Origin of the sequence: Nocardia sp. NPDC046473 (genome assembly GCF_040645995.1) — a bacterium.
Classification (GTDB): domain Bacteria; phylum Actinomycetota; class Actinomycetes; order Mycobacteriales; family Mycobacteriaceae; genus Nocardia.
Genome location: NZ_JBEYZJ010000002.1, coordinates 369,358 through 391,144 on the forward strand (window position 1 = coordinate 369,358; position 21,787 = coordinate 391,144).

General features: G+C 67.0%; 20 protein-coding genes. 11 read left to right on the forward strand and 9 right to left on the reverse strand.

Annotation, left to right across the window (positions count from 1 at the left end; all coding sequences use genetic code 11):
• The first annotated feature begins 526 nt into the window (after window positions 1–526).
• Window positions 527–967: a hypothetical protein gene (locus ABZ942_RS07240; RefSeq protein WP_357379837.1), complete on the forward strand. Its 441-nt coding sequence runs from the start codon at window positions 527–529 to the stop codon at window positions 965–967.
• Between the two features lie 53 nt (window positions 968–1,020).
• Here ABZ942_RS07240 and bla read toward each other — a convergent pair whose 3' ends face one another.
• The 3 genes from bla to ABZ942_RS07255 all read right to left on the reverse strand — a co-directional run bounded on the left by bla (window position 1,021) and on the right by ABZ942_RS07255 (window position 4,062).
• Complete coding sequence (gene bla, locus ABZ942_RS07245; protein WP_357379838.1) at window positions 1,021–1,944, reverse strand: class A beta-lactamase; 924 nt, start codon at window positions 1,942–1,944, stop codon at window positions 1,021–1,023.
• 130 nt (window positions 1,945–2,074) lie between these two features.
• On the reverse strand, window positions 2,075–3,562 hold the full coding sequence (locus ABZ942_RS07250; protein ID WP_357379839.1) for a catalase: 1,488 nt from the start codon (window positions 3,560–3,562) through the stop codon (window positions 2,075–2,077).
• A 59-nt stretch (window positions 3,563–3,621) separates the two neighbouring features.
• Window positions 3,622–4,062: a Fur family transcriptional regulator gene (locus ABZ942_RS07255; protein ID WP_357379840.1), complete on the reverse strand. Its 441-nt coding sequence runs from the start codon at window positions 4,060–4,062 to the stop codon at window positions 3,622–3,624.
• 537 nt (window positions 4,063–4,599) lie between these two features.
• On the opposite strand from ABZ942_RS07255, the gene ABZ942_RS07260 reads away from it, so the two are divergent.
• Both ABZ942_RS07260 and ABZ942_RS07265 read left to right on the forward strand, forming a co-directional pair.
• The gene (locus tag ABZ942_RS07260) at window positions 4,600–5,952 is read left to right on the forward strand and encodes a serine hydrolase (protein WP_357379841.1); all 1,353 of its coding nucleotides are present in this window, start codon (window positions 4,600–4,602) and stop codon (window positions 5,950–5,952) included.
• 66 nt (window positions 5,953–6,018) lie between these two features.
• Window positions 6,019–7,359 carry a serine hydrolase gene (locus tag ABZ942_RS07265; RefSeq protein ID WP_357379842.1) on the forward strand — a complete coding sequence of 447 codons (1,341 nt, stop codon included), beginning with the start codon at window positions 6,019–6,021 and terminating at the stop codon, window positions 7,357–7,359.
• Between the two features lies 1 nt (window position 7,360).
• On the opposite strand, the gene ABZ942_RS07270 is transcribed toward ABZ942_RS07265, so the two are convergent.
• Window positions 7,361–7,885 (reverse strand): PaaI family thioesterase, encoded by a 525-nt coding sequence (locus ABZ942_RS07270; protein WP_357379843.1) that lies wholly within the window; start codon window positions 7,883–7,885, stop codon window positions 7,361–7,363.
• Window positions 7,886–8,061: 176 nt separating this feature from the next.
• On the opposite strand from ABZ942_RS07270, the gene ABZ942_RS07275 reads away from it, so the two are divergent.
• On the forward strand, window positions 8,062–8,733 hold the full coding sequence (locus tag ABZ942_RS07275; protein WP_357379844.1) for a TMEM175 family protein: 672 nt from the start codon (window positions 8,062–8,064) through the stop codon (window positions 8,731–8,733).
• A gap of 18 nt (window positions 8,734–8,751) precedes the next feature.
• On the opposite strand, the gene ABZ942_RS07280 is transcribed toward ABZ942_RS07275, so the two are convergent.
• Window positions 8,752–9,666, reverse strand: a complete 915-nt coding sequence (locus ABZ942_RS07280) for an aminotransferase class IV (RefSeq protein WP_357379845.1) — start codon at window positions 9,664–9,666, stop codon at window positions 8,752–8,754.
• A 92-nt stretch (window positions 9,667–9,758) separates the two neighbouring features.
• Between ABZ942_RS07280 and ABZ942_RS07285 the strand changes: the two genes are divergently transcribed.
• Both ABZ942_RS07285 and ABZ942_RS07290 read left to right on the forward strand, forming a co-directional pair.
• Window positions 9,759–10,364: a TetR/AcrR family transcriptional regulator gene (locus tag ABZ942_RS07285; RefSeq protein ID WP_357379846.1), complete on the forward strand. Its 606-nt coding sequence runs from the start codon at window positions 9,759–9,761 to the stop codon at window positions 10,362–10,364.
• A 160-nt stretch (window positions 10,365–10,524) separates the two neighbouring features.
• Window positions 10,525–12,963, forward strand: a complete 2,439-nt coding sequence (locus ABZ942_RS07290) for a glycoside hydrolase family 3 C-terminal domain-containing protein (RefSeq protein WP_357379847.1) — start codon at window positions 10,525–10,527, stop codon at window positions 12,961–12,963.
• Window positions 12,964–13,020: 57 nt separating this feature from the next.
• Here the strand turns inward: ABZ942_RS07290 and ABZ942_RS07295 are convergent, their stop codons facing one another.
• Both ABZ942_RS07295 and ABZ942_RS07300 read right to left on the reverse strand, forming a co-directional pair.
• Entirely contained in the window at window positions 13,021–14,055 is a 1,035-nt protein-coding gene (locus ABZ942_RS07295; RefSeq protein WP_357379848.1) for an aspartate-semialdehyde dehydrogenase, read from the reverse strand.
• A gap of 3 nt (window positions 14,056–14,058) precedes the next feature.
• Window positions 14,059–15,324: an aspartate kinase gene (locus ABZ942_RS07300; protein ID WP_357379849.1), complete on the reverse strand. Its 1,266-nt coding sequence runs from the start codon at window positions 15,322–15,324 to the stop codon at window positions 14,059–14,061.
• 261 nt (window positions 15,325–15,585) lie between these two features.
• Between ABZ942_RS07300 and ABZ942_RS07305 the strand changes: the two genes are divergently transcribed.
• Window positions 15,586–15,996, forward strand: coding sequence for a secondary thiamine-phosphate synthase enzyme YjbQ (locus ABZ942_RS07305; RefSeq protein WP_357379850.1), 411 nt, complete (start codon window positions 15,586–15,588; stop codon window positions 15,994–15,996).
• On the opposite strand, the gene ABZ942_RS07310 is transcribed toward ABZ942_RS07305, so the two are convergent.
• Window positions 15,989–18,703, reverse strand: coding sequence for a LuxR C-terminal-related transcriptional regulator (locus ABZ942_RS07310; protein WP_357379851.1), 2,715 nt, complete (start codon window positions 18,701–18,703; stop codon window positions 15,989–15,991). The genes ABZ942_RS07305 and ABZ942_RS07310 overlap by 8 nt on opposite strands.
• Window positions 18,704–18,873: 170 nt before the next feature.
• On the opposite strand from ABZ942_RS07310, the gene ABZ942_RS07315 reads away from it, so the two are divergent.
• Window positions 18,874–19,479 carry a dihydrofolate reductase family protein gene (locus tag ABZ942_RS07315; RefSeq protein WP_357379852.1) on the forward strand — a complete coding sequence of 202 codons (606 nt, stop codon included), beginning with the start codon at window positions 18,874–18,876 and terminating at the stop codon, window positions 19,477–19,479.
• A gap of 54 nt (window positions 19,480–19,533) precedes the next feature.
• Here the strand turns inward: ABZ942_RS07315 and ABZ942_RS07320 are convergent, their stop codons facing one another.
• Window positions 19,534–20,109 carry a dihydrofolate reductase family protein gene (locus ABZ942_RS07320; RefSeq protein ID WP_357379853.1) on the reverse strand — a complete coding sequence of 192 codons (576 nt, stop codon included), beginning with the start codon at window positions 20,107–20,109 and terminating at the stop codon, window positions 19,534–19,536.
• Between the two features lie 58 nt (window positions 20,110–20,167).
• Here ABZ942_RS07320 and ABZ942_RS07325 point away from each other — a divergent pair, with 58 nt between their 5' ends.
• The 3 genes from ABZ942_RS07325 to ABZ942_RS07335 all read left to right on the forward strand — a co-directional run bounded on the left by ABZ942_RS07325 (window position 20,168) and on the right by ABZ942_RS07335 (window position 21,762).
• Entirely contained in the window at window positions 20,168–20,755 is a 588-nt protein-coding gene (locus tag ABZ942_RS07325; protein ID WP_357379854.1) for a TetR family transcriptional regulator, read from the forward strand.
• Window positions 20,756–20,819: 64 nt separating this feature from the next.
• Window positions 20,820–21,005: a DUF1918 domain-containing protein gene (locus ABZ942_RS07330; protein WP_357379855.1), complete on the forward strand. Its 186-nt coding sequence runs from the start codon at window positions 20,820–20,822 to the stop codon at window positions 21,003–21,005.
• Window positions 21,006–21,291: 286 nt separating this feature from the next.
• On the forward strand, window positions 21,292–21,762 hold the full coding sequence (locus ABZ942_RS07335; RefSeq protein ID WP_357379856.1) for an SRPBCC family protein: 471 nt from the start codon (window positions 21,292–21,294) through the stop codon (window positions 21,760–21,762).
• Window positions 21,763–21,787 lie beyond the last annotated feature (25 nt).

Sequence of the window (21,787 nt, forward strand, 5' to 3'; positions counted from 1 at the left end):
CCCGGAAGAGCCAGCGAAAAGCGTGTACCAGTGTCCCGAGTGGCTCGCCAGGCCGGTCACCCCTCGTGGACCGGCCCGGCAAGCACTCTCCCCCGGAGCCCGACCTGTCAACCCCTCGAAGACAGGTCACGCTCCGTTCCCCACCCCCGGTGGTGGCTAGAACACCGAAGCCCCTGATCTCCCCACCCGGGGCGTTCGGTGTTGACACAAACAATGCACGCGCGGGCTTAGCACGGACTTAAGAACACCTTGCAGGCGTAAAGCCGCCGGTAATCAGGCCATCTGGGCGGCGAATGTACCGAGTTTGTATCAACCGGTCCGGGATAGCGGATGATGGAGACAGGAGCGCCAAGGAGATTGGGAGCAGCAATGGAAACCGTGGTGGTCTGGGCACTGGCCTGCCTGCTTTATTGGTGGGGCCTGCTGTAGTCGAGGAGACAACCTGGCCGAAACCGACCAGGTCTACGACACTCTGTCGTAGAGTTGCGGCGTTGTCGTACGCACTTCTGGTCCGATGGGGGTAACCATGACCAACCCGACAGCTGCCCGGCCAGATCTCGGCGCCGGGTCGGCCTTCGCCCAATTACGCTGGGCTACCGCCTTGTTCGCGATAGCACTGCTCACTCACGGCGCCGATCATCTGCGACGGGGCATGGACACCGTTTCCAGCACCGTAATGGTGCTCGGCACAGTGCAATTCGTCCTCGCGGTCGCGACCATCGTGCTGGTGTTCACCGGTCACCGAATGGCTGCAGCCGCGGCCGTCACCATCGGCTTCGTCAGCGCGGCCGGGTTCACCCTGGTGCACCTTTTCCCGGATTGGTTCGGCCCGCTCAGCGACAGCTTCATCAACCCGCCCGCCTCGGCCAAGGTGAATGGATTCTCTTGGTTCGCCGCGATTTTCGAGATCATCGCCGATCTACTGATCGGCGCCGCCGGGCTGCGCGCCCGTCGCACCGTCGCCTGATCGCAACGAAATCCGCTGCCCGCCAACGTGAATGACGGACAGCGGAAACAACGTCAGTGCAGGTTCTTGACGACGACCCTGGTGACGTCGGCAACCAGGTCGTTGCTCGGCTCGGCGTCCTTGGCGGGCTTGCGGGACTGGACCGCGATGACCAGTGGCGCGTGGGCGCCGTCCGGCCAGGTGACCGCCACGTCGTTGGCACAGCCATAGTCGCCGGTGCCGGTCTTGTCACCGGTCGTCCAGCCCGCAGGCACGCCCGCGCGAATGCGCTTGTCGCCGGTGGTATTCGCCTTCAGCCAGCCGGTCAGCAGCTCGCGCTCCGGCGCACCGAGGGCATCGCCGAGCACGACCGCACGGTAGTCGGCGGCGAGCGCGGCCGGGGTGGTGGTGTCGCGCTCATCGCCGGGGATCGCGGTATTGAGGTCCGGTTCCCAGCGGTCGAGATGACTCACCCGATCGCCGAGGGTGCGCAGGAAGTCCGTAAGTGCTTGCGGGCCACCGAGTTCACGCAGCAGTAGGTTGCCCGCGGTGTTGTCGCTCTGGGTGATCGCGGCGTCGGCCAGCTGGGCCGGCGTCATGCCCTCGGCCACCTTGGTGCTGGTCACCGGCGAGTAGCTGAGCAGGTCGGCGGGGGTGAAGTGGATGACTCGATCGAAGTAGCCGGTGTCGAGTGGGTGCGCCTTCAACAAGGCCGCGGCGGCCAAGCCTTTGAAGGTGGACAGGAACGGGAAGCGCACATCCCCGCCCGCGGCGACTGTCTTGCCGCTTCCGGTGTCGACCGCGAACAGACCGATCTGCGCGGCGTACTGCTTCTCCAGCGCCGCCACCTCGGCAGCGGCGGAATTATCGGCCTGCGTGCTCGCGCTCGGCGAGTCGGTATGCGCAGCAGGGGTGTCGGTGCCACAGGCGGCGAGCAACGGTAGAACGAGAACGGCGGTGGCCAAGGCCACCCGGGAATCACGCGTCAGCCGAAACATCCCATCACTGTTGCAGGCGGGTCACCGCCCCGCAAACGCGACTTCGGTCCTGATGACCTGCGGCTATCACCGAGGCAGGCGCGCACCACAAGGGTTACCCGCCTGCCTCGGCATCGAATTGCCGCGTCGCTCAGCCCTGCGAAGGCGGCGGCGTCGAACCGCTGTCGAGACCCGCGCGGACGCCCGCCTCGACGCGCTTGCCGAGATCGGCATCCACGTTGGTCCAGTACTCGAAGACCCGGCTCAGCACCGGCTCCCGCACACCACCGAGCACGTGCCCGACGATGTTGTTCACCAGGCGGTCGCGCTGCTCATCGTCGAATACCTCGCGGACCATGGTGCCCGCCTGGGTGAAGTCGCCGTCCTCGGCGTGCTGCACGTAGCCCGCCCGCACCATCGTCGGGTCGAACTCCCACAGTCCGCCGTCGGGCGCCTGCGCCGGATCGGCGTGCGGACCACCGAAAGAGTTCGGCGCGTACACCGGCACGCTCGCGTCGTTGTAGGAGTACCGCATCGCGCCCTCCTTGGAGTAGGAGTTCACCTCCGCGGCCCGCGCCGTGTTCGGCGGCAGCTGCGCGTAGTTGGTGCCGATCCGGTAGCGGTGCGCGTCCGCGTAGGCGAACACCCGGCCGAGCAGCATCTTGTCCGGCGAAAATCCGATGCCGGGCACGACATTCGACGGCTCGAAGGCGGCCTGTTCGATATCGACGAAGTAGTTGCCCGGGTTGCGGTTCAGCGTCCACTTGCCGACCTCGATCAGCGGGTAGTCCTTGTGCGACCACACCTTGGTCAGGTCGAACGGGTTGAACCGATAGCCCTCGGCATCGGCGACCGGCATCACCTGTACGTGCAGCGTCCAGCTCGGGAACTCGCCGCGCTCGATCGCGTCCCACAGGTCCTTGCGGTGGTAGTCGGCGTTCTCGCCGGCGATCCGGTCCGCGTCGGCCTGGGTGAGGTAGTCGACGCCCTGGTCGGTCTTGAAGTGGTACTTCACCCAGAAGCGCTCGCCCGCGGCGTTGACCCACTGGTAGGTGTGCGAGCCGTAGCCGTTCATGTGCCGGTAGGTCTTCGGGATGCCGCGGTCGCCCATCAGCCAGGTCACCTGGTGCGCGGTTTCCGGGCGCAGCGTCCAGAAGTCCCACTGCATGTTGTGGTCGCGAAGTCCGTTGCCGGGCAGGCGCTTCTGCGAGCGGATGAAGTCGGGGAACTTGATCGGGTCCTTGATGAAGAAGACCGGGGTGTTGTTGCCGACGAGGTCGTAGTTGCCGTCCTCGGTGTAGAACTTCACCGCGAAACCCCGTGGGTCCCGCCAGGTGTCGGGGCTGCCCTGCTCGCCCGCGACGGTGGAGAAACGAACCAGCGACTCGGTCCGCGCACCCGGCTGGAACAGCTTGGCCTTGGTGTAGCGGCTGACGTCGTTGGTCACCACCAGTTCGCCGTAGGCGCCGGCGCCCTTGGCGTGCACGATCCGCTCCGGCACCCGCTCGCGGTTGAACTGGGCCAGCTTCTCGATCAGATAGTGGTCGTGCAGCAGAATCGGGCCTTGGGTGCCCGCGGTGAGCGATTCGTTGTCGCTCTCCACCGGCGTTCCGGTGTTCGTCGTTGTCGGCTTGGTCATCTCGAAGCCTCCTCGTTGGTGCGAATGCCCCGGGGGTGGGCTGTACCCCCGGGACTCGATCAGGATTGCTGCCGCTCCTGCGTGCGGCACGTCGGGCACAGACCCCAGAAGACGACCTCGGCCTCGTCGATCGCGAACCCGTGATCGTCGCCGGGCGCCAGGCATGGGGCGCTACCCACGACACAGTCGATGTCGACGACCGTGCCGCAGCTACGGCACACCAGATGGTGATGGTTGTCCCCGGCGCGGGTCTCGTAGAGCGCCGCCGAACCAGCCGGCTCGATGCGACGCAACAGACCGGCGTTCACGCAGGCCCGCAGCACGTCGTAGACGGCCTGAGTCGACACCGCGCCCAGCGACCGGCGGACGGTGGCGGCGACCCGATCCGCATCGGAGTGCGGATCGGCCGCGACCGCGTCCAACACCGCGATCCGCGGGGCGGTGACCCGCAGACCTGCTGCGCGCAACTGCGCCTGCGCATCGGTGTGGTTGGTGTGCATAGCTACGATCCTCCGCATTTTCTGGAATTAGTCAAGAAACAGAATGAATCCACATTATTGGAGATCAGGGCCATGATCGCCCCGCGCAAGCCTAGGTCGACCCTGGTCAAATGTGAGGAAAGACACAGTGGGCAGCCAGCTCCGAGGTCCGTTCATGTTCATCGGCACCACAATGCTCATCGGCCGTGGCTGAGATTCGGAGTCGGCAGGCCAGTCTGTCGACCCAGGCGAGCTCGCCTACTTGGGCGCGGAATACTTCCGCGCAGGTGGTCGTTGATCACCACTGTCGGCGTCCGGACAGCCCCGGGCCTCACCCCTTTGTCGCTACGAGCGACCACCCGCCGAGAGGCGCTTGTGGGACGTCGACGCGAGTCGTGATGCTGGCCTGTGGAGCGCTTGCGCGAGCGAATGCGCGAGGCCGCGCGTCCGGCGACTCAGCGCCGCCAGGTTTAGTGACCTGGCGGCGTTTGTGTTTTCCGGCCCGGCTCGCCGCCTTGTTGGCCGGTCCCGGCGAGCTTGCGCGATAGCCTCGTTCGCATGGGGCGAATCGGTGGGTTCCTTGTGGTGTTCGCTGCGTTATCGCTGGTGGCAGGCAATATTTTCGCCGAGACCGCGCAGGCGGCGCCCAGCCGCGCGTCCGCTGACCTCCGTTGCACACCGCAGTCGGGACGCGAGTTCACCCGGGCGAAGCCGGAGCAGGTCGGCCTGGACACCAAGTTGCTCGCGGACGCGCTCACCTTCGCCGCTACCCGCAATCGGTTGAATGTGCAGGTGTTCCGGCACAACTGCCTGATCGGCGAGGGACCGACGAACACGCAGACCGGCAACGTGGCGTGGAACATCTGGAGCGCGACCAAGAGCGTGGTCTCGATGCTCGCCGGAATTGCCTGGGATCAGGGCAAACTCGAAATCTCCGCACCGATCGATCGGTATCTGCCGCCGGGACTCGGCGACGCCGAACATCGCTCGATCACGGTGGAAAACCTGCTCACCGAGTCGTCGGGACTCGCGGTCGGCGCGCTCACCGAGGGCATCACCGGGGTGGTTCCGATCGATCCGAACAGCGCGGTGCAAGCGTTGGGTATGCCGCTGGACAATCCGCCGGGGCAGAAATTCAGCTATAGCCAGCGCAATGTCGACCTGCTCAGTTATGTGCTCGAATTGGCGGTCGGTGAGCCGCTGCAGCAATTCGCGCAGCGCGAACTGTTCGATCCGCTCGGCATCGAACGCGGCGACTACTACTGGGCGCGCGATCGCGCCGGACATACCTACGGCTACGCCCATCTGATGATTCCGCCGAACGATTTCGCCAAGCTCGGTTTGCTGGTGAGCAACGACGGACGTTGGGGCACAAAACAACTCATCTCCGACAGGTATCTTCGGCTGGCGCTGAAGCCGTCACCGGCCAACGAGTGCTACGGGTACCTGTTCTGGCTCGGGCCGGAGTGCGCGGCTCCGCTCTACAACGTCCCGAAGGACGTGTTCATGATGGACGGACTCGGCATGCAGAACGTTTTCGGCATGCCGAGCCTCGACCTCACGGTGGTCTGGACCGGGTTCCTCGGCAATCGCAGCAGCAAGGGCCTGACCGGCACGCTGCAGAACCAGGCGGAACTGCCGTACGAGTTCTTCCGCAAACTGTTCGCGGCGTTCCACGAACGGCCCATGCCCGACCTCGGCCCGTTCGTCGAGCCGCCGGTGCGATTGGACCCGAGAACGTATGTCGACCCGGACATTCTGCTCGCGGTGTTCGGCATCGGCCCCGGCGCGTACCCGGGCTGCAATGTCTTCTCCTGCCTGGACTACCCGCTGGCCCCGCCGTTTTGGGACACCGCACCGGGTTGTGCGATTCTCGCGTGCCTCGGTCCCGAGGCGCCGGGCATCCGGTAAGGTTCGGGCGCACCGTAACTCGTCATTCGCCCGTAGCCGCCGAGTCCGCGCGTTAACCTCGTGCGCATGGGGCGATTCGGTGGGTTCCTCGTTGGGTTCGCTGCGTTATCGCTGGTCGCCGGGAATGTCTTCGCCGGCACCGGAACGGCATCCGCCGAGCCGGTGAGTTGCGCGGTGCAATCCGACCGCGAGTTCGCGCGCGCGGCCCCCGAGCAGGTCGGCCTCGACAGCACGCGGCTTGCCGACGCGTTGGCCTTCGCCGCCACCCGAAACCGGATCAATGTGCAGGTGTTTCGGCACAATTGCCTGATCGGCGAGGGACCGACGAACACGCAGACCGGCAATGTCGCGTGGAATATCTGGAGCGCGACCAAGAGTGTGGTCTCGCTGCTCGCCGGAATTGCCTGGGATCAAGGCAAACTCGACATCTCCGCACCGATCGATCGATACCTGCCACCGGGCCTCGGCGACGCCGAACATCGCTCGATCACCGTCGAGAACCTGCTCACCGAGTCGTCGGGGATGAAGGTCGGCGTGCTGACCGAGGGTGCCACCGGTGTCGTTCCGATCGATCCGAACAGCGCGGTGCAGGCACTCGGTGTGCCACTGGACAATCCGCCGGGCACGGTATTCAGCTACAGCCAGCGCAATGTCGACCTGCTCAGTTACGTGCTCGAATTGGCCATCGGGGAACCACTTCAGCAATTCGCGCAGCGTGAGCTGTTCGGTCCGCTCGGTATCGAACAGGGCGACTATTACTGGGCGCGCGACCGCGCCGGGCACACCTACGGCTACGCCCATCTGATGATCCCGCCGAACGATTTCGCCAAGCTCGGCTTGCTCGTCAGCAACGACGGGCGTTGGGGGACACAGCAACTCGTCTCCACGCAGTATCTGCGACAGGCACGCCAACCCGCCGCGGCCAACAAGTGTTACGGCTATCTGTTCTGGCTCGGGCCGGGGTGTGCGGAATTGTCGAGCAACCTGCCGCCTGACGTCTACATGATGGCGGGGCTCGGCATGCAGAACGTCTTCGTGCTGCCGAGTCTGGACCTGACGGTGGCGTGGACCGGGTTCTTCGGCGATATCAGTCAGTACGGCGTGACCGGGACCATCCAGAACACCGCGGAATTGCCGTACGAGTTCTTCCGCAGGCTGTTCGCGTCGTTCCAGGAACCGCCCATGCCCGACCCAGGCCCGTATGTGGAACCGCCGGTGCGCCTGAACCCGAGTCAGTTCGTCGACCTGAACTTCGTGCTCGCGGTATTCGGCACCGGACCGTTCGCCTATCCGGGCTGTAATGTCGTGTCCTGCTTGAACTTCCCGCTGGCACCCCCGTTCGCGGATGCCGCGCCGGGATGCGCGATCTTCGCCTGCCTGGGCCCCGACGCCCCCGGCATCCGCTGAATCACACGCCGAGGAAAGGCAACTCGCCCTCCTTGGCGCCGTGCGTGCGGAAGTGATCCGGGGACACGACGATGAACAGCGCGTCCGACTCGGCGATGAGCTGGCCGTCGAGTTCGAGCCGCGCGTAGATGTGCAGCTTGCGGTCGCCGTCGCGGCGATCCACGTGCGCCGACACCGTCATCGGGCGATGCAGCGGCGCGGGTTTGACGTAGTTCACCGTGAGCTTGGCGGTCACCGCGGGAATCCCGCCGCGGGTCGGCACGCTCCCCGAGGCCTCGTCCAGGACCGCCGCGACCACGCCGCCGTGTGCGAGACCGGGTGCGCCCTGATGTCTTTCGTCGAAGGTGCAGTCGCCGACGATGCGGCCGTCCACGAGTTTCGTCATCATGGCCACTCCGGCGCGGTTGGCGGGCCCGCAGCCGAAACAGTTGTCGCCATGCGCGGAGTCCGCGCCGTCCGGCGCCTGGCCGCTCGCGGCGGGCTGGCGCTCCGTGCCGCGATCGGATGCTTCGGCAAGTCCGGTCATGCACACCCCTCAATCAGGAATCAACTGTGTCCTGATTGAAGCTACGGCATGCTCGGTCATCGATCGCACCGGCGATTATCGGTCGATGACCACTATGTGTTGCTACGGCAGGACCGGCGGTCGGTGATCCGATACGGTTCAACCGATTTACCGCGTTGTCGTTAGGAGCCCGAAGCGTGACCGATCAGGTATCACCCACTCCCACGGACGAGAATTTCAGCGCACATCGGATGGGAGCGTTCGCCGACGCGGTTCTCGCGATCGCGATCACCCTGCTCGTCATCGAGATCAAACGGCCGGAGGGCGAGGCACTGGCCAGCCCGCACGCCCTCGCCGAATTCCTCTGGCACGAGAAGGCGTCGTTCGTCGCGTTCGCGCTGGCGTTCTTCCTGCTGTGGTCGGTGTGGCGCAGGCACCACATCCTCATCGACGAGGTCGACCGGCTGGACCGGGCGACGACCGCCGCGCACGCGCCGCTGTTGCTGTTCGCCGCCTTCCTGCCCTTCCCGACCGCGATCTTCGGGCACGCGTCCGACAACAAGCTCGCTGCCTGCTTGTTCGCCGCGACCGCCGCGGCGCTGTTCGGCTCCGAGGCGGTCATGAAGGAGTTCGCTTGGCGGCGCGCGATATTGCGGCCCGGGGTGGATCCGTTGCAGATCCGGGTCAGCGCCAACGCGTCCGCCTCGGTCACCTTCGTCTTCGCCTTGACGGCCGCTCTGGTGTGGATCACGCCGTGGATCTGGTACATCTGGTTCTTCGTTCCGCTGGCCGCCGCATTCGGTGGGAAGCTGCTCGAACGCGTGCGGCCCGACGCCGGCGGGCGCCGGGCCGAGCACTCGCAGGTGTAGCCCGGACGCCCGCGGTGGTCAGCCGAGCGGGGTGATCCAGCCGTGCAGGTCGTCGGTGCGCAGTGCGGCGTCGTGCCGCTTGCGCAGGGCCTGCGAGATCGGGCCCGCTTGCCCGTCGGCGACCGTGCGGCCGTCGACCTCGAAAACCGGGGCGGCGCCCGCGGAGGTGCCGGTGACGAAGACTTCGTCGGCGATGTACAGCTCGGTCAGGTCGACGGTGCGCTCGACGACCGGGATGCCGTCCTCGGCCGCCAGGGTGAGGATCGTCCTGCGGTTGATGCCGTCGAGGATGTCGCAGGACACGTCGGGCGTGACCAGGGTGCCGTTGCGGACGAGGAAGATGTTGGCCGCGCTGAGCTCGCAGACGTGGCCGTTGCCGTCGAGGAAAACGCAGTCGTCGTAGCCGCTGTCGATCGCGTCCTGCTTGGCCAGCACCGAATTCACGTACGCGCCATTCACTTTCGCGCGGGACGGGATCGCGTTGTCCGGAATACGCCGCCACGGACTGGATTTCAGCCGCATGCCGTCCTGCGGGACGATCGGCACCGCGTCGTAGACGAACATGCTGACCTGAATCGCACACCCACGCACCCGGGTGCCGGGAATCGACTCGACGACATGCACTGTGGCACGTACGAATACGTCGTCTGCCGGGGCGTTGCGACCGACGAGCTCGACCACCGCGGCGTAAAACCGTTCGTAGTCCCACTCACTCGCGAACCGATCGATCCCGATGATCTTGCAGGACTCCTCGAGCCGCCGGAAATGATCGTCCAGCCGGAATGCGGTACGTGCTGCCCCTGCCACGTGAACCGGGAAGACGGTGTACACGCTGAGTCCGTACAACACCGCCGACGATGCGACACCGACCGTGGCCGCCTCGGCCGCGACGATCCGGTCACCTAGATACACATGGGGATGGGGGTTTGCCATCGGCGCAGGCTAACAGCCGCGCGGGCGACGGGGCGACCGGATTTTCCGCCGGATCCGCTGTGCGGGTGGCGGGTCTGGTTAGGCTCGACCGCGTGACTCAGGGACGGCGGGGCGGGCGGGAGGCGCAGGGGGCTGAGCGGCGGGAGGCGATTCTCGAGGCTGCTCGGGAGGTGATCGCCGAGCGGGGGTATCGGGGGGCTTCACTGGGGGCGGTTGCGGAGCGGGTTGGGCTCACTCAGCCCGGGGTGCTGCATTATTTTCCGAGCAAGGAACACCTGCTGGTCGCGGTGCTGGAGGCTCGGGATCGGTGGGATACGGCGGCGTTTCTGGCCGGCGGGTCGGATAGCTGGCGGTTGGCGCACCTGGAGCAGTTGGTGGAGTACAACGCGACGCGGCCCGGGGTTATGCAGACGTTCGCGGCATTGGCCGGAGAGAGTGTGACGGGTGGGCATCCGGCGCGTGCGTACTTCGTCGAGCGGTATGCGCAGGCCAGGGCGAGGCTAGCGGAGATGCTGCGGGCGGAGTTCGGCGATCGGCTGGCGGGTGGGCGGACGCCGGAGCAGGTGGCGCCGCTGTTGATCGCGGTACTGGATGGGTTGCAGACGCAGTGGTTGCTGGATCCGGAGGCCATCGATATGGGTGCCGCGTTCCGGGACTTCGTCGCCTTGCTCGGGCCGAGTGACGACACAGCGCGCTAACGGCAGGTTCTCGATTTATATAACGAGCCGATAACAACACCTACCATTGGTTAGGTGAGCTCGGCAGCACCTGCGGACGTCCGCTGCCCGCACTCACGGGTTGTCGATGACATCCCGCCGAACCCGTCCGCAACGACCTTGGCAGACAAAGGAGTTCATCATGAGTCCAGCCGACGTAGCCCGGGAGGAAGCCGTGACGGCGGCTCTCGGGAAGCTCGATCTCGCCGCCAAAGCCCGGTTGTTGCTGGGGCAGGACATGTGGTCGCTGCCCGCGCTGCCGGAGATCGGGTTGCGGTCGCTGGTGATGTCCGACGGCCCGATCGGGGTGCGCGGCGTGCGCTGGACCGCCGATGATCCGTCCATCGCGCTGCCGTCGCCGACGGCGCTCGCCGCGACCTGGGATCCGGAACTGGCCAGGCGGGCCGGGCGGCTGCTCGCGCAGGAGGCTCGACGCAAAGGTGTCCACGTGCTGCTCGCGCCGACGGTCAACCTGCATCGATCACCCTTGGGCGGAAGGCATTTCGAGAGCTACTCGGAGGACCCGTATCTGACCGGTCGCATCGGAACCGGCTATGTGCGCGGGGTGCAGGACGGCGGGATCGGCACCACCGTAAAGCATTTCGTCGCCAATGACGCCGAGACCGAACGTTTCACCGTGAACAACGTCGTCTCCCCCCGGGCTCTGCGCGAGCTGTATCTCGCACCGTTCGAGGCGATGGTCCGCGAGGCCGGACCGTGGGGCGTGATGGCCGCCTACAACCAGGTCAACGGCACGACGATGACCGAGCACGGCGAGCTGCTGAACGGAACACTGCGCGAGGAATGGGGTTTCGACGGCATCGTCGTCTCGGACTGGATGGCCGCGCGGTCGACGGTCGCGGCGATCACCGCCGGGCTGGATGTCGCGATGCCGGGTCCGCGCGGCGTGTACGGGGACGCGCTCGTCGCGGCGGTGCGCAACGGCTCGGTGGACGAGTCCGTGGTCGATGCCGCGGTGCGCAATGTGCTGCGGCTCGCGGCCCGAGTCGGCCTACTGGAAGGCGCGGAGCCCGCGGTGACCGCGCCGCCCGCGGAGATCGAAGGCGTGGCACTGGCGCGTGAAATCGCCTCGCGCGCTTTCGTTCTGGTACGTAATGAGACGGTCGGGCAGCGCCCGGCCCTCCCCCTCGACAAGGCTCGAACAAAGGTCGCGCTGATCGGTCTGGCCGCTCGGGACGCCCGCATCCTCGGTGGCGGCTCGGCCACCGTCTTCCCCGAGTCCGTGGTGTCGCCACTCGACGGACTGACCGCAGCACTCCCCGACGGCGCGCTCAGCTACGCGATCGGTGCCGCGCCCAGCGACGTCCTCGGCGCCGCAGACCGCGGATTCGACCTGCGCGCCCGCGTTTTCGACGCCGACGGCACCCTGCTCGGCGAAAGCTCGCTGCCCAACGGCATGGTCAACTGGCTCGGCGAACTGCCCGACGGCATCGATTACGACGCGCTGCACACCGTCGAGGTGCGTGGCACCTTCACCCCCGAGGAAACCGGCGCGCATGTGTTCGGCACCAAGGGAGTCGGCGATTTCCGGCTCGCCGTCGGCGATACCGTGCTGTTCGATGGCGCCGAAACCCGCACCGGTGCAGACCCGTTCGAGGCCTTCTTCGGCACACCGATCGAACGCGGCACGGTCGAGCTCGCCGCGGGGAGAGCGGTCGAGGTGACCATGACCCATACCCCGCTGAAGTTCGCGGACATGCCCATCCAGGCGATCCTGTTCACCCTCGCGCACAGCGATCCACGGCGCGATCCGGACGAGCTGATCACCGAGGCCGTCGAGGCGGCGCGGGTGGCCGATGTCGCAGTGGTGGTGGTCGCCACCACCGAACAGGTCGAGTCCGAGGGGTTCGATCGCACCAGCCTGAAACTCCCTGGCCGCCAAGACGAATTGGTCAGCCGGGTCGTAGCGGCCAACCCGAACACCGTCGTGGTCGTGAACGCCGGGTCACCGGTGGAGATGCCGTGGCGGAACGAGGTCCCCGCCATTCTGTTGAGCTGGTTCCCCGGCCAGCAGGGCGGCGCGGCGCTCGCCGAGGTACTGCTCGGCGACGCGGAGCCCGGCGGCCGGCTCCCGACCACCTGGCCGGTCGCCCTGGCAGACTGCCCGGTCACCGAGGTCACCCCGACCGACGGCGAACTCGTCTACCGAGAAGACCTGTTCATCGGCTACCGCGCATGGGAGCGAGCGGAAACTACTCCGGCCTACCCGTTCGGACACGGATCCGGTTACACCACATGGGATTACGAATCGATCACCAACGAAGACAGCACGGTGACCGTCCGGCTGCGCAACACCGGCACCCGCCGCGGCGGCGAGGTCGTACAGGTCTACCTTGCGCCCGTGGCCGATTCGGCCCTCCGCCCCGCTCGCTGGCTGGCCGGCTTCGCCCGCGTCGAGGCCGATCCGGGCGAACTGGTCGAAGCCGAGATCCACATCCCGGACCGGGCATTCGAGATCTGGGACGACGGTGCGTGGCGAAAAGTGTCCGGTACCTACGAGATCCAGGCGGGTCATTCGATCGCCGATCGCCGCCTGACGGCCGATTACACAGCTGAGTAAACGACTGCGGCCGTGGATCCGGTAGGGATCCACGGCCGCGATGTCGGATCAGCGTACTCAGCGATTGCTGAGCAGCACCTCGGCGATCTGAATGGTGTTGAGGGCGGCACCCTTTCGCAGGTTGTCGCCGGAGATGAACAGCGCGAGACCACGGCCGTCGGGGACGCCCGGATCCTGGCGGATGCGACCGACGAGCGAGTCGTCGGCACCGGCCGCCTGCAGCGGCGTCGGCACCTCGACGAGCTTGACGCCGGGCGCCTTGGCCAGGATCTCCTTGGCCTGTTCGACCGAAAGCGGCTGGTCGAACTCGGCATTCACCGACAGCGAGTGGCCGGTGAACACCGGCACGCGCACGCAGGTGCCGCTCACCAGCAGCTCGGGCAGGCCGAGAATCTTGCGGCTCTCGTTGCGCAGCTTCTGATCCTCGTCGGTCTCGCCGGAGCCGTCGTCGACCAGCGAACCGGCCAGCGGCAGCACGTTGAACGCGATCGGCGCGACGTAGGAGTTCGGTGCGGGGAAGTCCACCGCGCTGCCGTCGTGGGTCAGCTTCTCGATGTCGTCGATCACCGCGCGCGACTGTGTCGCAAGCTCTTCCACACCGGCCAGGCCGCTACCGGACACCGCCTGGTAGCTGGACACGATGAGGCGGCGCAGACCGGCGAGGTCGTGCAGCGGCTTCAGCACCGGCATGGCGGCCATGGTGGTGCAGTTCGGATTGGCGATGATGCCCTTGACCAGATTGCGGGTCTGCTCGGGGTTGACCTCGCTGACCACCAGCGGGACGTCCGGGTCCTTGCGCCAGGCGGACGAGTTGTCGATCACGGTGACGCCCGCCGCGGCGAAGCGCGGGGCCTGCACGCGAGACATGGTGGCACCGGCGGAGAACAGCGCGATGTCCAGGCCGGCCGGATCGGCCAGCTCGGCATCTTCCACGACGATCTCGCCGCCGCGCCACGGCAGCGTGGTGCCGGCCGAACGCGACGAGGCGAAGAAACGCACCTCGTCGGCCGGAAAGTTGCGCTCCGCCAGCAGTTTTCGCATGACGGCACCGACCTGTCCGGTCGCGCCGACGACGCCTACTCGAATACCCATGGTCTAGCGCCCCGTTCCCGCATGCACCACGGCGACCTCGTCGCCGCCCAGGTTGAAAGCACGGTGCAGCACCTGGACCGCCTCGTCCAGCTCGGTGTCGCGCACCAGCACCGAGATCCGGATCTCGGAGGTGGAGATCAGATCGATGTTCACGCCCGCGTCGGCCAGCGCCTCACAGAAGGTGGCGGTGACGCCGGGGTGGCTCTTCATGCCCGCGCCGACCAGCGACACCTTGCCGATGTGGTCGTCGTAGAGCACCTGCGCGAAGCCGATCTCGTCCTGCTGCTTGGTCAGCATCTCGACGGCCCGCGCGCCGTCGGTCTTGGGCAGGGTGAAGGTGATGTCGGTCTTGCCGGTATCGATCTTGGAGACGTTCTGCAGCACCATGTCGATATTGATCTCGGCATCGGCGACCGCGCGGAACACCTTGGCGGCGTAGCCGGGCACGTCGGGCAGCCCGACCACGGTGACCTTGGCCTCGCTGCGATCGTGCGCGACGCCCGTGAGGATTGCTTGCTCCAAGGGGATGTCCTCCATCGATCCGTAAACGTAGGTGCCCGGCTTGTCGGTATAGGACGAGCGAACATGCACAGGCACGTTGTACCGGCGCGCGTATTCGACGCAGCGCAGCATCAGCACCTTCGCGCCGCAGGCCGCGAGTTCCAGCATCTCCTCGTAGGAGACCTGCTCGAGCCGCTGCGCGTCCGGCACGATCCGCGGGTCGGCGGTGAAGACGCCGTCCACGTCGGTGTAGATCTCGCAGACGTCGGCCTCCAGCGCCGCGGCCAGCGCGACCGCGGTGGTGTCGGAGCCGCCACGACCGAGCGTGGTGACGTCCTTGCTGTCCTGGCTGACGCCCTGGAAGCCGGCGACGAGCACGATCTGCCCGTCGTCGAGCGCCTGACGGAGCCGGCCCGGGGTGACGTCGATGATCTTCGCGTTGCCGTGCGCGCCGGTGGTGATCACGCCGGCCTGTGAGCCGGTGAACGAGCGGGCCTCGGCGCCGAGCGAGTGAATGGCCATCGCGACCAGCGCGTTCGAGATGCGCTCACCCGAGGTGAGCAGCATGTCCATTTCCCTGGCCGGCGGCGCGGGCGCCACCTGCTGGGCCAGGTCGAGCAGTTCGTCGGTGGTATCGCCCATGGCCGAGCAGACGACCACCACGTCGTGGCCTGCCTTCTTGGTCTCGACGATCCGTTCAGCGACGCGCCGGATGCGCTCGGCGGTAGCCACCGAGGATCCTCCGTACTTCTGAACAACGAGAGCCACGACAGGGTCCTCCAAGATCGACTACCAGCTGCTAACAGCCACCCAGCGTACCGGCCGTCGTCCAGCGGATTCCGGCTACCTCCTCAGCCGACCGGCGCGGCGGAGCTGTTTCGCTGGTCGGACTTGGTCGCGAACTTCGCGAGTAGCCGAGTCACGGGGCGGCCACGCAACAAAACCCAACATGCCACCGCCGGCCGCCGGCGACACAGTTATCGCGCCTGAATCTGGCCTGAATACGCGGAGAGGCGGGACAGTGGGGTGATGAAGAGCACGGTATTAGCGGTGACCACGGGACGGACCGAGGTTGTGCAGGACATCACCGGGCAGTGCGCGGCGTTCGTGCGCGAGGCGTCCGGCGGTGGGGACGGGTTGCTGAATGTGTTCGTGCCGCATGCGACGGCCGGGGTGGCGGTGCTGGAGCTCGGTGCGCGCAGTGACGACGACCTGCTCGCCGCGCTGCGCGAGCTGCTGCCCGCGGATGATCGCTGGCGGCATGCGCACGGATCGCGTGGGCACGGGCGCTCGCATGTGATGCCCGCGTTGATCGCGCCCTACGCGACGATTCCGGTGATCGACGGGGTGATGGCATTGGGGACCTGGCAGTCCGTCGCGTTGGTGGATCTCAATATCGATAATCCGGATCGGCAGGTGCGGTTGTCGTTCCTCAGCTGAACTGGCCGTCCGCGGGCACGTGTAGCCGGGCGAGCTCGGTGCGGTTGGCGACGCCGAGCTTGGCGTAGACATGGGCCAGATGGGTTTTCACGGTGCCGCGACTAATGAAAAGGCGTGCGGCGATCTCCGGATTGGACAGGCCGTCGACGGCGAGATCGACGACGGACCGTTCCATCGGGGTCAGGCTCGCCCAGCCGGAATCCGGGCGGTTGCGTTTGCCGCGTGCCTTGGTGGCGTAGTCGACGGCCTGGGCGATGCCCATGGATCGGCCACGTTCGCGGTGGTCGGCCAGATCCTGTTCGGCGACACGGGAACTCAGCAGCGTACGGGCTGCTTCTACCGATCGCCCCGGCGCCGAACCGGTGTCGGAGCGGGCGCGGTCGACGGCGCCGAGCAGCACCGCGGCCGTTTCGACCGTGCCGCGCCGGGCCAGCGCCACCGCGAGCGCCTCGAGGCTTGCCACGCAACCGAGGACGAGCTCGTGCTCGGCCCGGATGCGTAAGGCTTCGTGGTGCAGGCGCAGCGCTTGCTCGATGTCCCTGTGGTGCAACAGGAATGCTTGCTGGTCGAGCACCTCGGCGTACACCGAGGGCAGGGCGCGGATCATCGGCTCGGCCGCCATCAGGTCGAGAAGTGCTGCCGCCGTGGCGGATTCGTCTGAGCGACCGCTATCGAGTTCGCCCAGTTGCCGCAGCGCGGTGGCCAGCACCACCTGGGTCCACGGGGTGAGTGGCCCATCGGCGGTATCGCCTGGCGTGCGTCCCTCCCCGCGACACCAGGTGACGGCCGCCGCCGAGTCGCCCGCCGCAAGCGCGAGCAGGCCGTGCACGCGCTCCCAGCCCGGCACGAAGGGCGAGGCTTCCCCGTCGAGCAGGCGATCGATCGGGGCGAGGGCGGCGGCCGCGTCGTCGAGACGTCCTTGGCGCACTCGTATTTCGGCGAGCGCCGCCCGCGCCGAGCCCATGTGATGGAAGTCGTGCAGTGGCTGCGCGGTAGCGACGGCGTGCTCGGCGAGTTCGGCGGCGCGCGACAGTTCGCCCGACTGGGCGGTCGCGGTGGCGAGCCAGGTGAGCGCGAAGGAGGCGAAGCCGCGATCCTTGCGCTTGCGCATCCCGACCAGGGCTTGGTCGAGTTGTTCGATGGCGCTGCGATATTCATCGCGGAACAGGTGGATCAGTCCGAGCAGCGCCTGCGTCGAGTCCGCGATGAAACCGTCGCCGACGCGCACGGCGTCCCGATGCAACGCGTCGGCGTCGGCGTAGGCCCGGTCCAGGTCGATGCCGAGTTGCTCGACCGCGCACAGCGAGCGTGCCAGCCTGCCGACCGCGTCCGCCCCGACCTCGTCGGCCAATTCGACTGCGGCACGGGCGGACTCATATCCGACGAAGCCGTAGACGGCGGTGTCGCACACCAGCGCCAACCCGGCCAGCACCCTGGCTTGCAGCTCGTCGCGCGCCCCGTCGCCGCGCTCGACGGCAAGCCGCAGCACCCGCACCCCTTCGAGGCCGCGCGGTTCGAGATACCAGAACCAGGCCATCGCGGCGGCGAGCCTGCGGCCATCGGCCGAGTCGTCGCGGCTCAGGCCCCAGTCAATGGCCGCGCGAATATTGGTCAGTTCCACCGTGATTCGGGCTCGCCAGGCATCCTGGTCGGTGCCGCGCAGCGGATCGGCGCGCTCGACCAACGCGAGGTACTCCGCGAGGTGACGGTCGCGCAGCAGCTCGGTCTCCCCGGCCGCACCGAGCTGCAGCAGCGCGTAATCCCGCACCACACCCAGCATTCGATAGCGGGCCACCTCGCCGGTCGTGTCCGCCGAGACCAGCGACTTGTCGATCAATCCGCGCAGGGATCGCAACGCGCGACCCGGTGTCGGGTCCAACGCGGCCACCGCGTCGGCGGCGAAACCCGGCTCGAACACCCCGAGCCTACGGAACAGCACCCGCTCGTCGTCGTCGAGCAGCTCATGGCTCCAGCGCATCGATTCCGCGAGGGTCTGCTGCCGGAACGGCGCGGTGCGCGAACCACCGTCGAGCACAGTGAACGGCTCGTGCAGTGAGTCCGCGAGCTGAGCGAGCGACAGCGTGCCCGTCCAGCCCGCGGCCAGTTCGAGGGCCAGCGGCAGGCGATCCAGGCGGTCGCACACCCGGCGGGCCGCGGTGCGCGCCTCCGGCGTCGGCTCCCCCGCATGCGCACGCGCGAGGAACAGCGTCAACGCGTCCGCCAGCGCGAGCGGCGGCACCCGGCGCATCCGCTCACCGCCGACCCCGAGCGGCGCGCGGCTCGTCGCGAGCACACCGAGTCGTGGACATCGCCCGAGCAGGCCGGTGACCAACGCCGCGACACCGTCGCCGAGTTGCTCGCAATTGTCGAGTACCAGCAGGGTTTCGCGGTCGGCAAGCCCGCGCGCCACGGTCGCGACGGGATCCGCGCCGCCGGGTAGCAGCACATCGATGGCCGCGGCGACTCGCTGCACGACCGCCGCATCGTCGTGTTCTTCTTCCAGCGCGACCCATCGAACGCCGTCCGGCCAGTCCTCGAAAACGGTGCGGGCGACCCGAAGCGCGAGCCGCGTCTTACCGCAGCCACCAGGTCCGACCAGGGTGACGACCTTGCCCGGTGCGACGGCGGCGCCGATCGCCTCGAGTTCCTCGGTGCGGCCGATGAACGAGGACAGCTCGGTGGGTAGTGCGTCGGCGGAGTCTGGCATCGCGTCAGCAGTCTGACATGCCGGACTCGCGCGGGCGACCGATATCCGGTCAGCCGACTCGGCCACCCCGGCCACCGGATCTCGGCCAGGTGGCAGATGTTCCGCGGCCGTCGCGACGGAAGTATTCATCTCAACGACGCGGACAGCGTCACAGACAAGAAGGAAACATCATGACGAACACAGGAAACCGCCGGGTCGTTGCCAACATCTCGCTCTCGCTGGACGGGCGCACCAACGGCCCGGGCGGCGACTACGACATGAGCTGGATCGTGCCGCACGCCGTGAGCGACACGACCCGCGACCGGATGGTGCAGATGACCGAGGCGGCCACCACCGCGCTGCTCGGCCGCAAGAACTACCAGGGTTTCGGCGGTTACTGGCCGACCGTCGCGGTCGACGAGAACGCCGACCCCCGCGACCGGGCCTTCGGGCAGTGGCTCGACGACGTCGAGAAGGTGGTCTTCTCCAGCACGCTCACCGAGGCCCCGTGGCAGCACTCGCGGATCGCGGACGCCGACCCGGTGGCGACCGTCAAGCACCTGCGCGAGCAGGACGGCGGCGACATCGTCGTGCTGGCCAGCAACAGCGTGATCAAGGCGCTGCTCGCGGCCGACGAGGTCGATCGGATCCTCATCACCCAGTGCCCCGAGATCGCCGGCGGCGGCGCCCGCCTCTTCGAGGACGGGCTCGCGGCGTCGAGCTGGTCGCTGACCGACCTGTCCACCACCGAGTCCGGCGCGCTGTACCTGATCTACGACCGGGTTCGCGGCGAATGATCCCCCGACGGCGACGGCCGCAGCGAAAGCTGTTCGGCCGTCGCCATTGTCGGGTCAGGCGCGGGTGAACCAGGTGACCTGTGCGCCGTTGCCGAATTCCGCGCGCCGGGTCGGCGCGAAAAGGGTCGGCCGGAACTCGCCGGCGAAGGCGGAGACGCCGCTGCCCGCGACCACCGGGTAGCTCTTGATGATCATCTCGTCGATCTCACCGAGCAGCTGCGCGGCGAGATTGCCACCGCCGCAGAGCCAGATATCTTGGCCCGCTTCCTTTTTGAGCCGTTGCACCAGACCTAGCGGGTCGGCGTCGACCAATTCGACTGCCGGGTCATCGATGCGGCCGAGCGTGCTCGACACTACGTACTGCTTCATGTGCGGATACGGGCTGCTCACGCCGACGGACAGGCCGGGCTCGTAGGCGCCGCGCCCCATGAGCACGGTGCCGAACCGCTTGTTCGGCTCGTCGCCGGGCATGCCGAAGTGCGGCCGCACGAACGACGGGACGAACTCCGGATACTCCGCATTGAGCGAAGCCCCCATCTCCTCGTCGGCGGGATAGAAGTCGTACTCGCCGCCCGGACCTGCGATGTATCCGTCGAGCGACACGGCGACGTAGTAGACGAGCTTTCGCATTCCAGTACCGCCTAATCTGTTGTACTCTGTCTGTAGTGATTAAAAGATAGTACTACGAATGGAGTGGTGTCAAGTGCGAACTAATCCCGAGCGCCGACAGGCCCTGCTCGATGCGGCGATCGAGGTCCTGGCCAGCGACGGAGCGCGCGGACTCACCTTCCGCGCGGTGGACAAGGAGGCGGCGGTGCCCGCGGGCACCGCGTCGAACTACTTCGCCAACCGCGACGACCTACTCACCCAGGCGGGCAGCCGCTTCTACGAACGGCTGGCGCCGAGCGCGGCCGCCATGACCCAGCTGGCCGACGGCCCGAAGAATCGCGCGCACATCACGAAGCTGATGCAAGAGGTAGTCGAGCGCATCGAGGCCTACCGCACCGGCTACCTCGCATTGCTCGAACTGCGCCTCGAGGCGACCAGGCGACCGGAACTGCGCGCCGTGCTGACCGAGCGGGTGCGCGCGGACATGGAATTCAACGTGCGCAACCACCTCGACGCCGGACTTCCCGGCGACGAAAAGTCGGTAATACTGCTCTATTTGGCACTGAACTGGCTGATCGTGGACCGGCTCACGCTGCCGGGCGTATTCACCGAGGAACAGAGTCAGGAACTGATCAAGGCCGCGGTCGATCGGGTCATCGAGGCGTGAAGACCACCCGGTCTCCATGGCCGAATCCTTGTGACGCGCGTCACCGACATCCGATAATGAGTCGATGATGGCGAATGTCGGAGATCGACTGCTCGTGCACGGACACGTTGTGGGCCAAGGTGATCGCCACGGGGAGATCATCGAGGTGCGCGGACCGGAAGGAGCACCCCCCTACCTCGTGCGCTACGCCGACGGGCGCGAGTCGCTGGTGTATCCGGGACCCGACGCGATAGTCGAACCGGCCAACTGACGACGGCCGCCGTCGCAATGGCCGCATTGTGACGCGCCCTCGCGCGCCGATTCGGCGATGCGGTCGGGTACCGACTTTCGACGACATCCGCGCTGCACACCACTTGGAAGATGGCACAAATCTTCCGCATGGAACTTGTTCAGGCACTTCCGATGTCCGCTTTTGGACACAAAAGACCACGTCGCTCGCGCGAACGGACTATCCGACTCGGCGACGAGGTTGACGAATCAGATAACCGATAGAGAGAATCGGGCTGAGTTGTCCATCGGGGGTCGGAAGGTTTTGCATGCGCACGAGAACCGATATTCGATTCGTCGTCGACGCCGATTCCGCGCAAGTGATGGATGCGCTGGCCGCTGTCGAAATGCTGCCGGAATGGTCGCCGGGATATACCGATGCTCGCGTCGCAACACGTGACGACGCGGGCAGGCCGGTTCGAGTTTTCGTCAAGACCGAACTGCTCGGCAGCTCCGATCTGCAAGTGCTGGAATACGATTGGGCAGGCAATCGATCGTCCTGGCAGGTCACCGACAGTTCCCGGGGCGCGAAGGGCGGCGGCTGGTTCGAGGTCAGCGGGGGTGCGGAAGCCACCGACGTCTGGTTCCACGCCGAGGTCTACCTACCCATCCCGGTGCCCGGACTACTACTCAAGCGCACCGTGCGCAAGCAGAACGAGATCGCGGTGCAGAATTTCATCGAGTTCGCCGAGACGTTTCCGGAAGCGGAAACAATGAAGCCGTATAGCTATAACGAATAACCGGCAGTAGCCGCACGCCCTGAGC

What these genes read in the sequence shown, in the direction of transcription:
- ABZ942_RS07240 (WP_357379837.1), top strand. Translation starts at nt 527, where the DNA reads ATGACCAACCCGACAGCTGCCCGGCCAGATCTCGGCGCCGGGTCGGCC.
- bla (WP_357379838.1), bottom strand. Translation starts at nt 1,944, where the DNA reads ATGTTTCGGCTGACGCGTGATTCCCGGGTGGCCTTGGCCACCGCCGTT.
- ABZ942_RS07250 (WP_357379839.1), bottom strand. Translation starts at nt 3,562, where the DNA reads ATGACCAAGCCGACAACGACGAACACCGGAACGCCGGTGGAGAGCGAC.
- ABZ942_RS07255 (WP_357379840.1), bottom strand. Translation starts at nt 4,062, where the DNA reads ATGCACACCAACCACACCGATGCGCAGGCGCAGTTGCGCGCAGCAGGT.
- ABZ942_RS07260 (WP_357379841.1), top strand. Translation starts at nt 4,600, where the DNA reads ATGGGGCGAATCGGTGGGTTCCTTGTGGTGTTCGCTGCGTTATCGCTG.
- ABZ942_RS07265 (WP_357379842.1), top strand. Translation starts at nt 6,019, where the DNA reads ATGGGGCGATTCGGTGGGTTCCTCGTTGGGTTCGCTGCGTTATCGCTG.
- ABZ942_RS07270 (WP_357379843.1), bottom strand. Translation starts at nt 7,885, where the DNA reads ATGACCGGACTTGCCGAAGCATCCGATCGCGGCACGGAGCGCCAGCCC.
- ABZ942_RS07280 (WP_357379845.1), bottom strand. Translation starts at nt 9,666, where the DNA reads ATGGCAAACCCCCATCCCCATGTGTATCTAGGTGACCGGATCGTCGCG.
- ABZ942_RS07290 (WP_357379847.1), top strand. Translation starts at nt 10,525, where the DNA reads ATGAGTCCAGCCGACGTAGCCCGGGAGGAAGCCGTGACGGCGGCTCTC.
- ABZ942_RS07295 (WP_357379848.1), bottom strand. Translation starts at nt 14,055, where the DNA reads ATGGGTATTCGAGTAGGCGTCGTCGGCGCGACCGGACAGGTCGGTGCC.
- ABZ942_RS07305 (WP_357379850.1), top strand. Translation starts at nt 15,586, where the DNA reads ATGAAGAGCACGGTATTAGCGGTGACCACGGGACGGACCGAGGTTGTG.
- ABZ942_RS07310 (WP_357379851.1), bottom strand. Translation starts at nt 18,703, where the DNA reads ATGCCAGACTCCGCCGACGCACTACCCACCGAGCTGTCCTCGTTCATC.
- ABZ942_RS07315 (WP_357379852.1), top strand. Translation starts at nt 18,874, where the DNA reads ATGACGAACACAGGAAACCGCCGGGTCGTTGCCAACATCTCGCTCTCG.
- ABZ942_RS07320 (WP_357379853.1), bottom strand. Translation starts at nt 20,109, where the DNA reads ATGCGAAAGCTCGTCTACTACGTCGCCGTGTCGCTCGACGGATACATC.
- ABZ942_RS07325 (WP_357379854.1), top strand. Translation starts at nt 20,168, where the DNA reads ATGGAGTGGTGTCAAGTGCGAACTAATCCCGAGCGCCGACAGGCCCTG.
- ABZ942_RS07330 (WP_357379855.1), top strand. Translation starts at nt 20,820, where the DNA reads ATGATGGCGAATGTCGGAGATCGACTGCTCGTGCACGGACACGTTGTG.
- ABZ942_RS07335 (WP_357379856.1), top strand. Translation starts at nt 21,292, where the DNA reads ATGCGCACGAGAACCGATATTCGATTCGTCGTCGACGCCGATTCCGCG.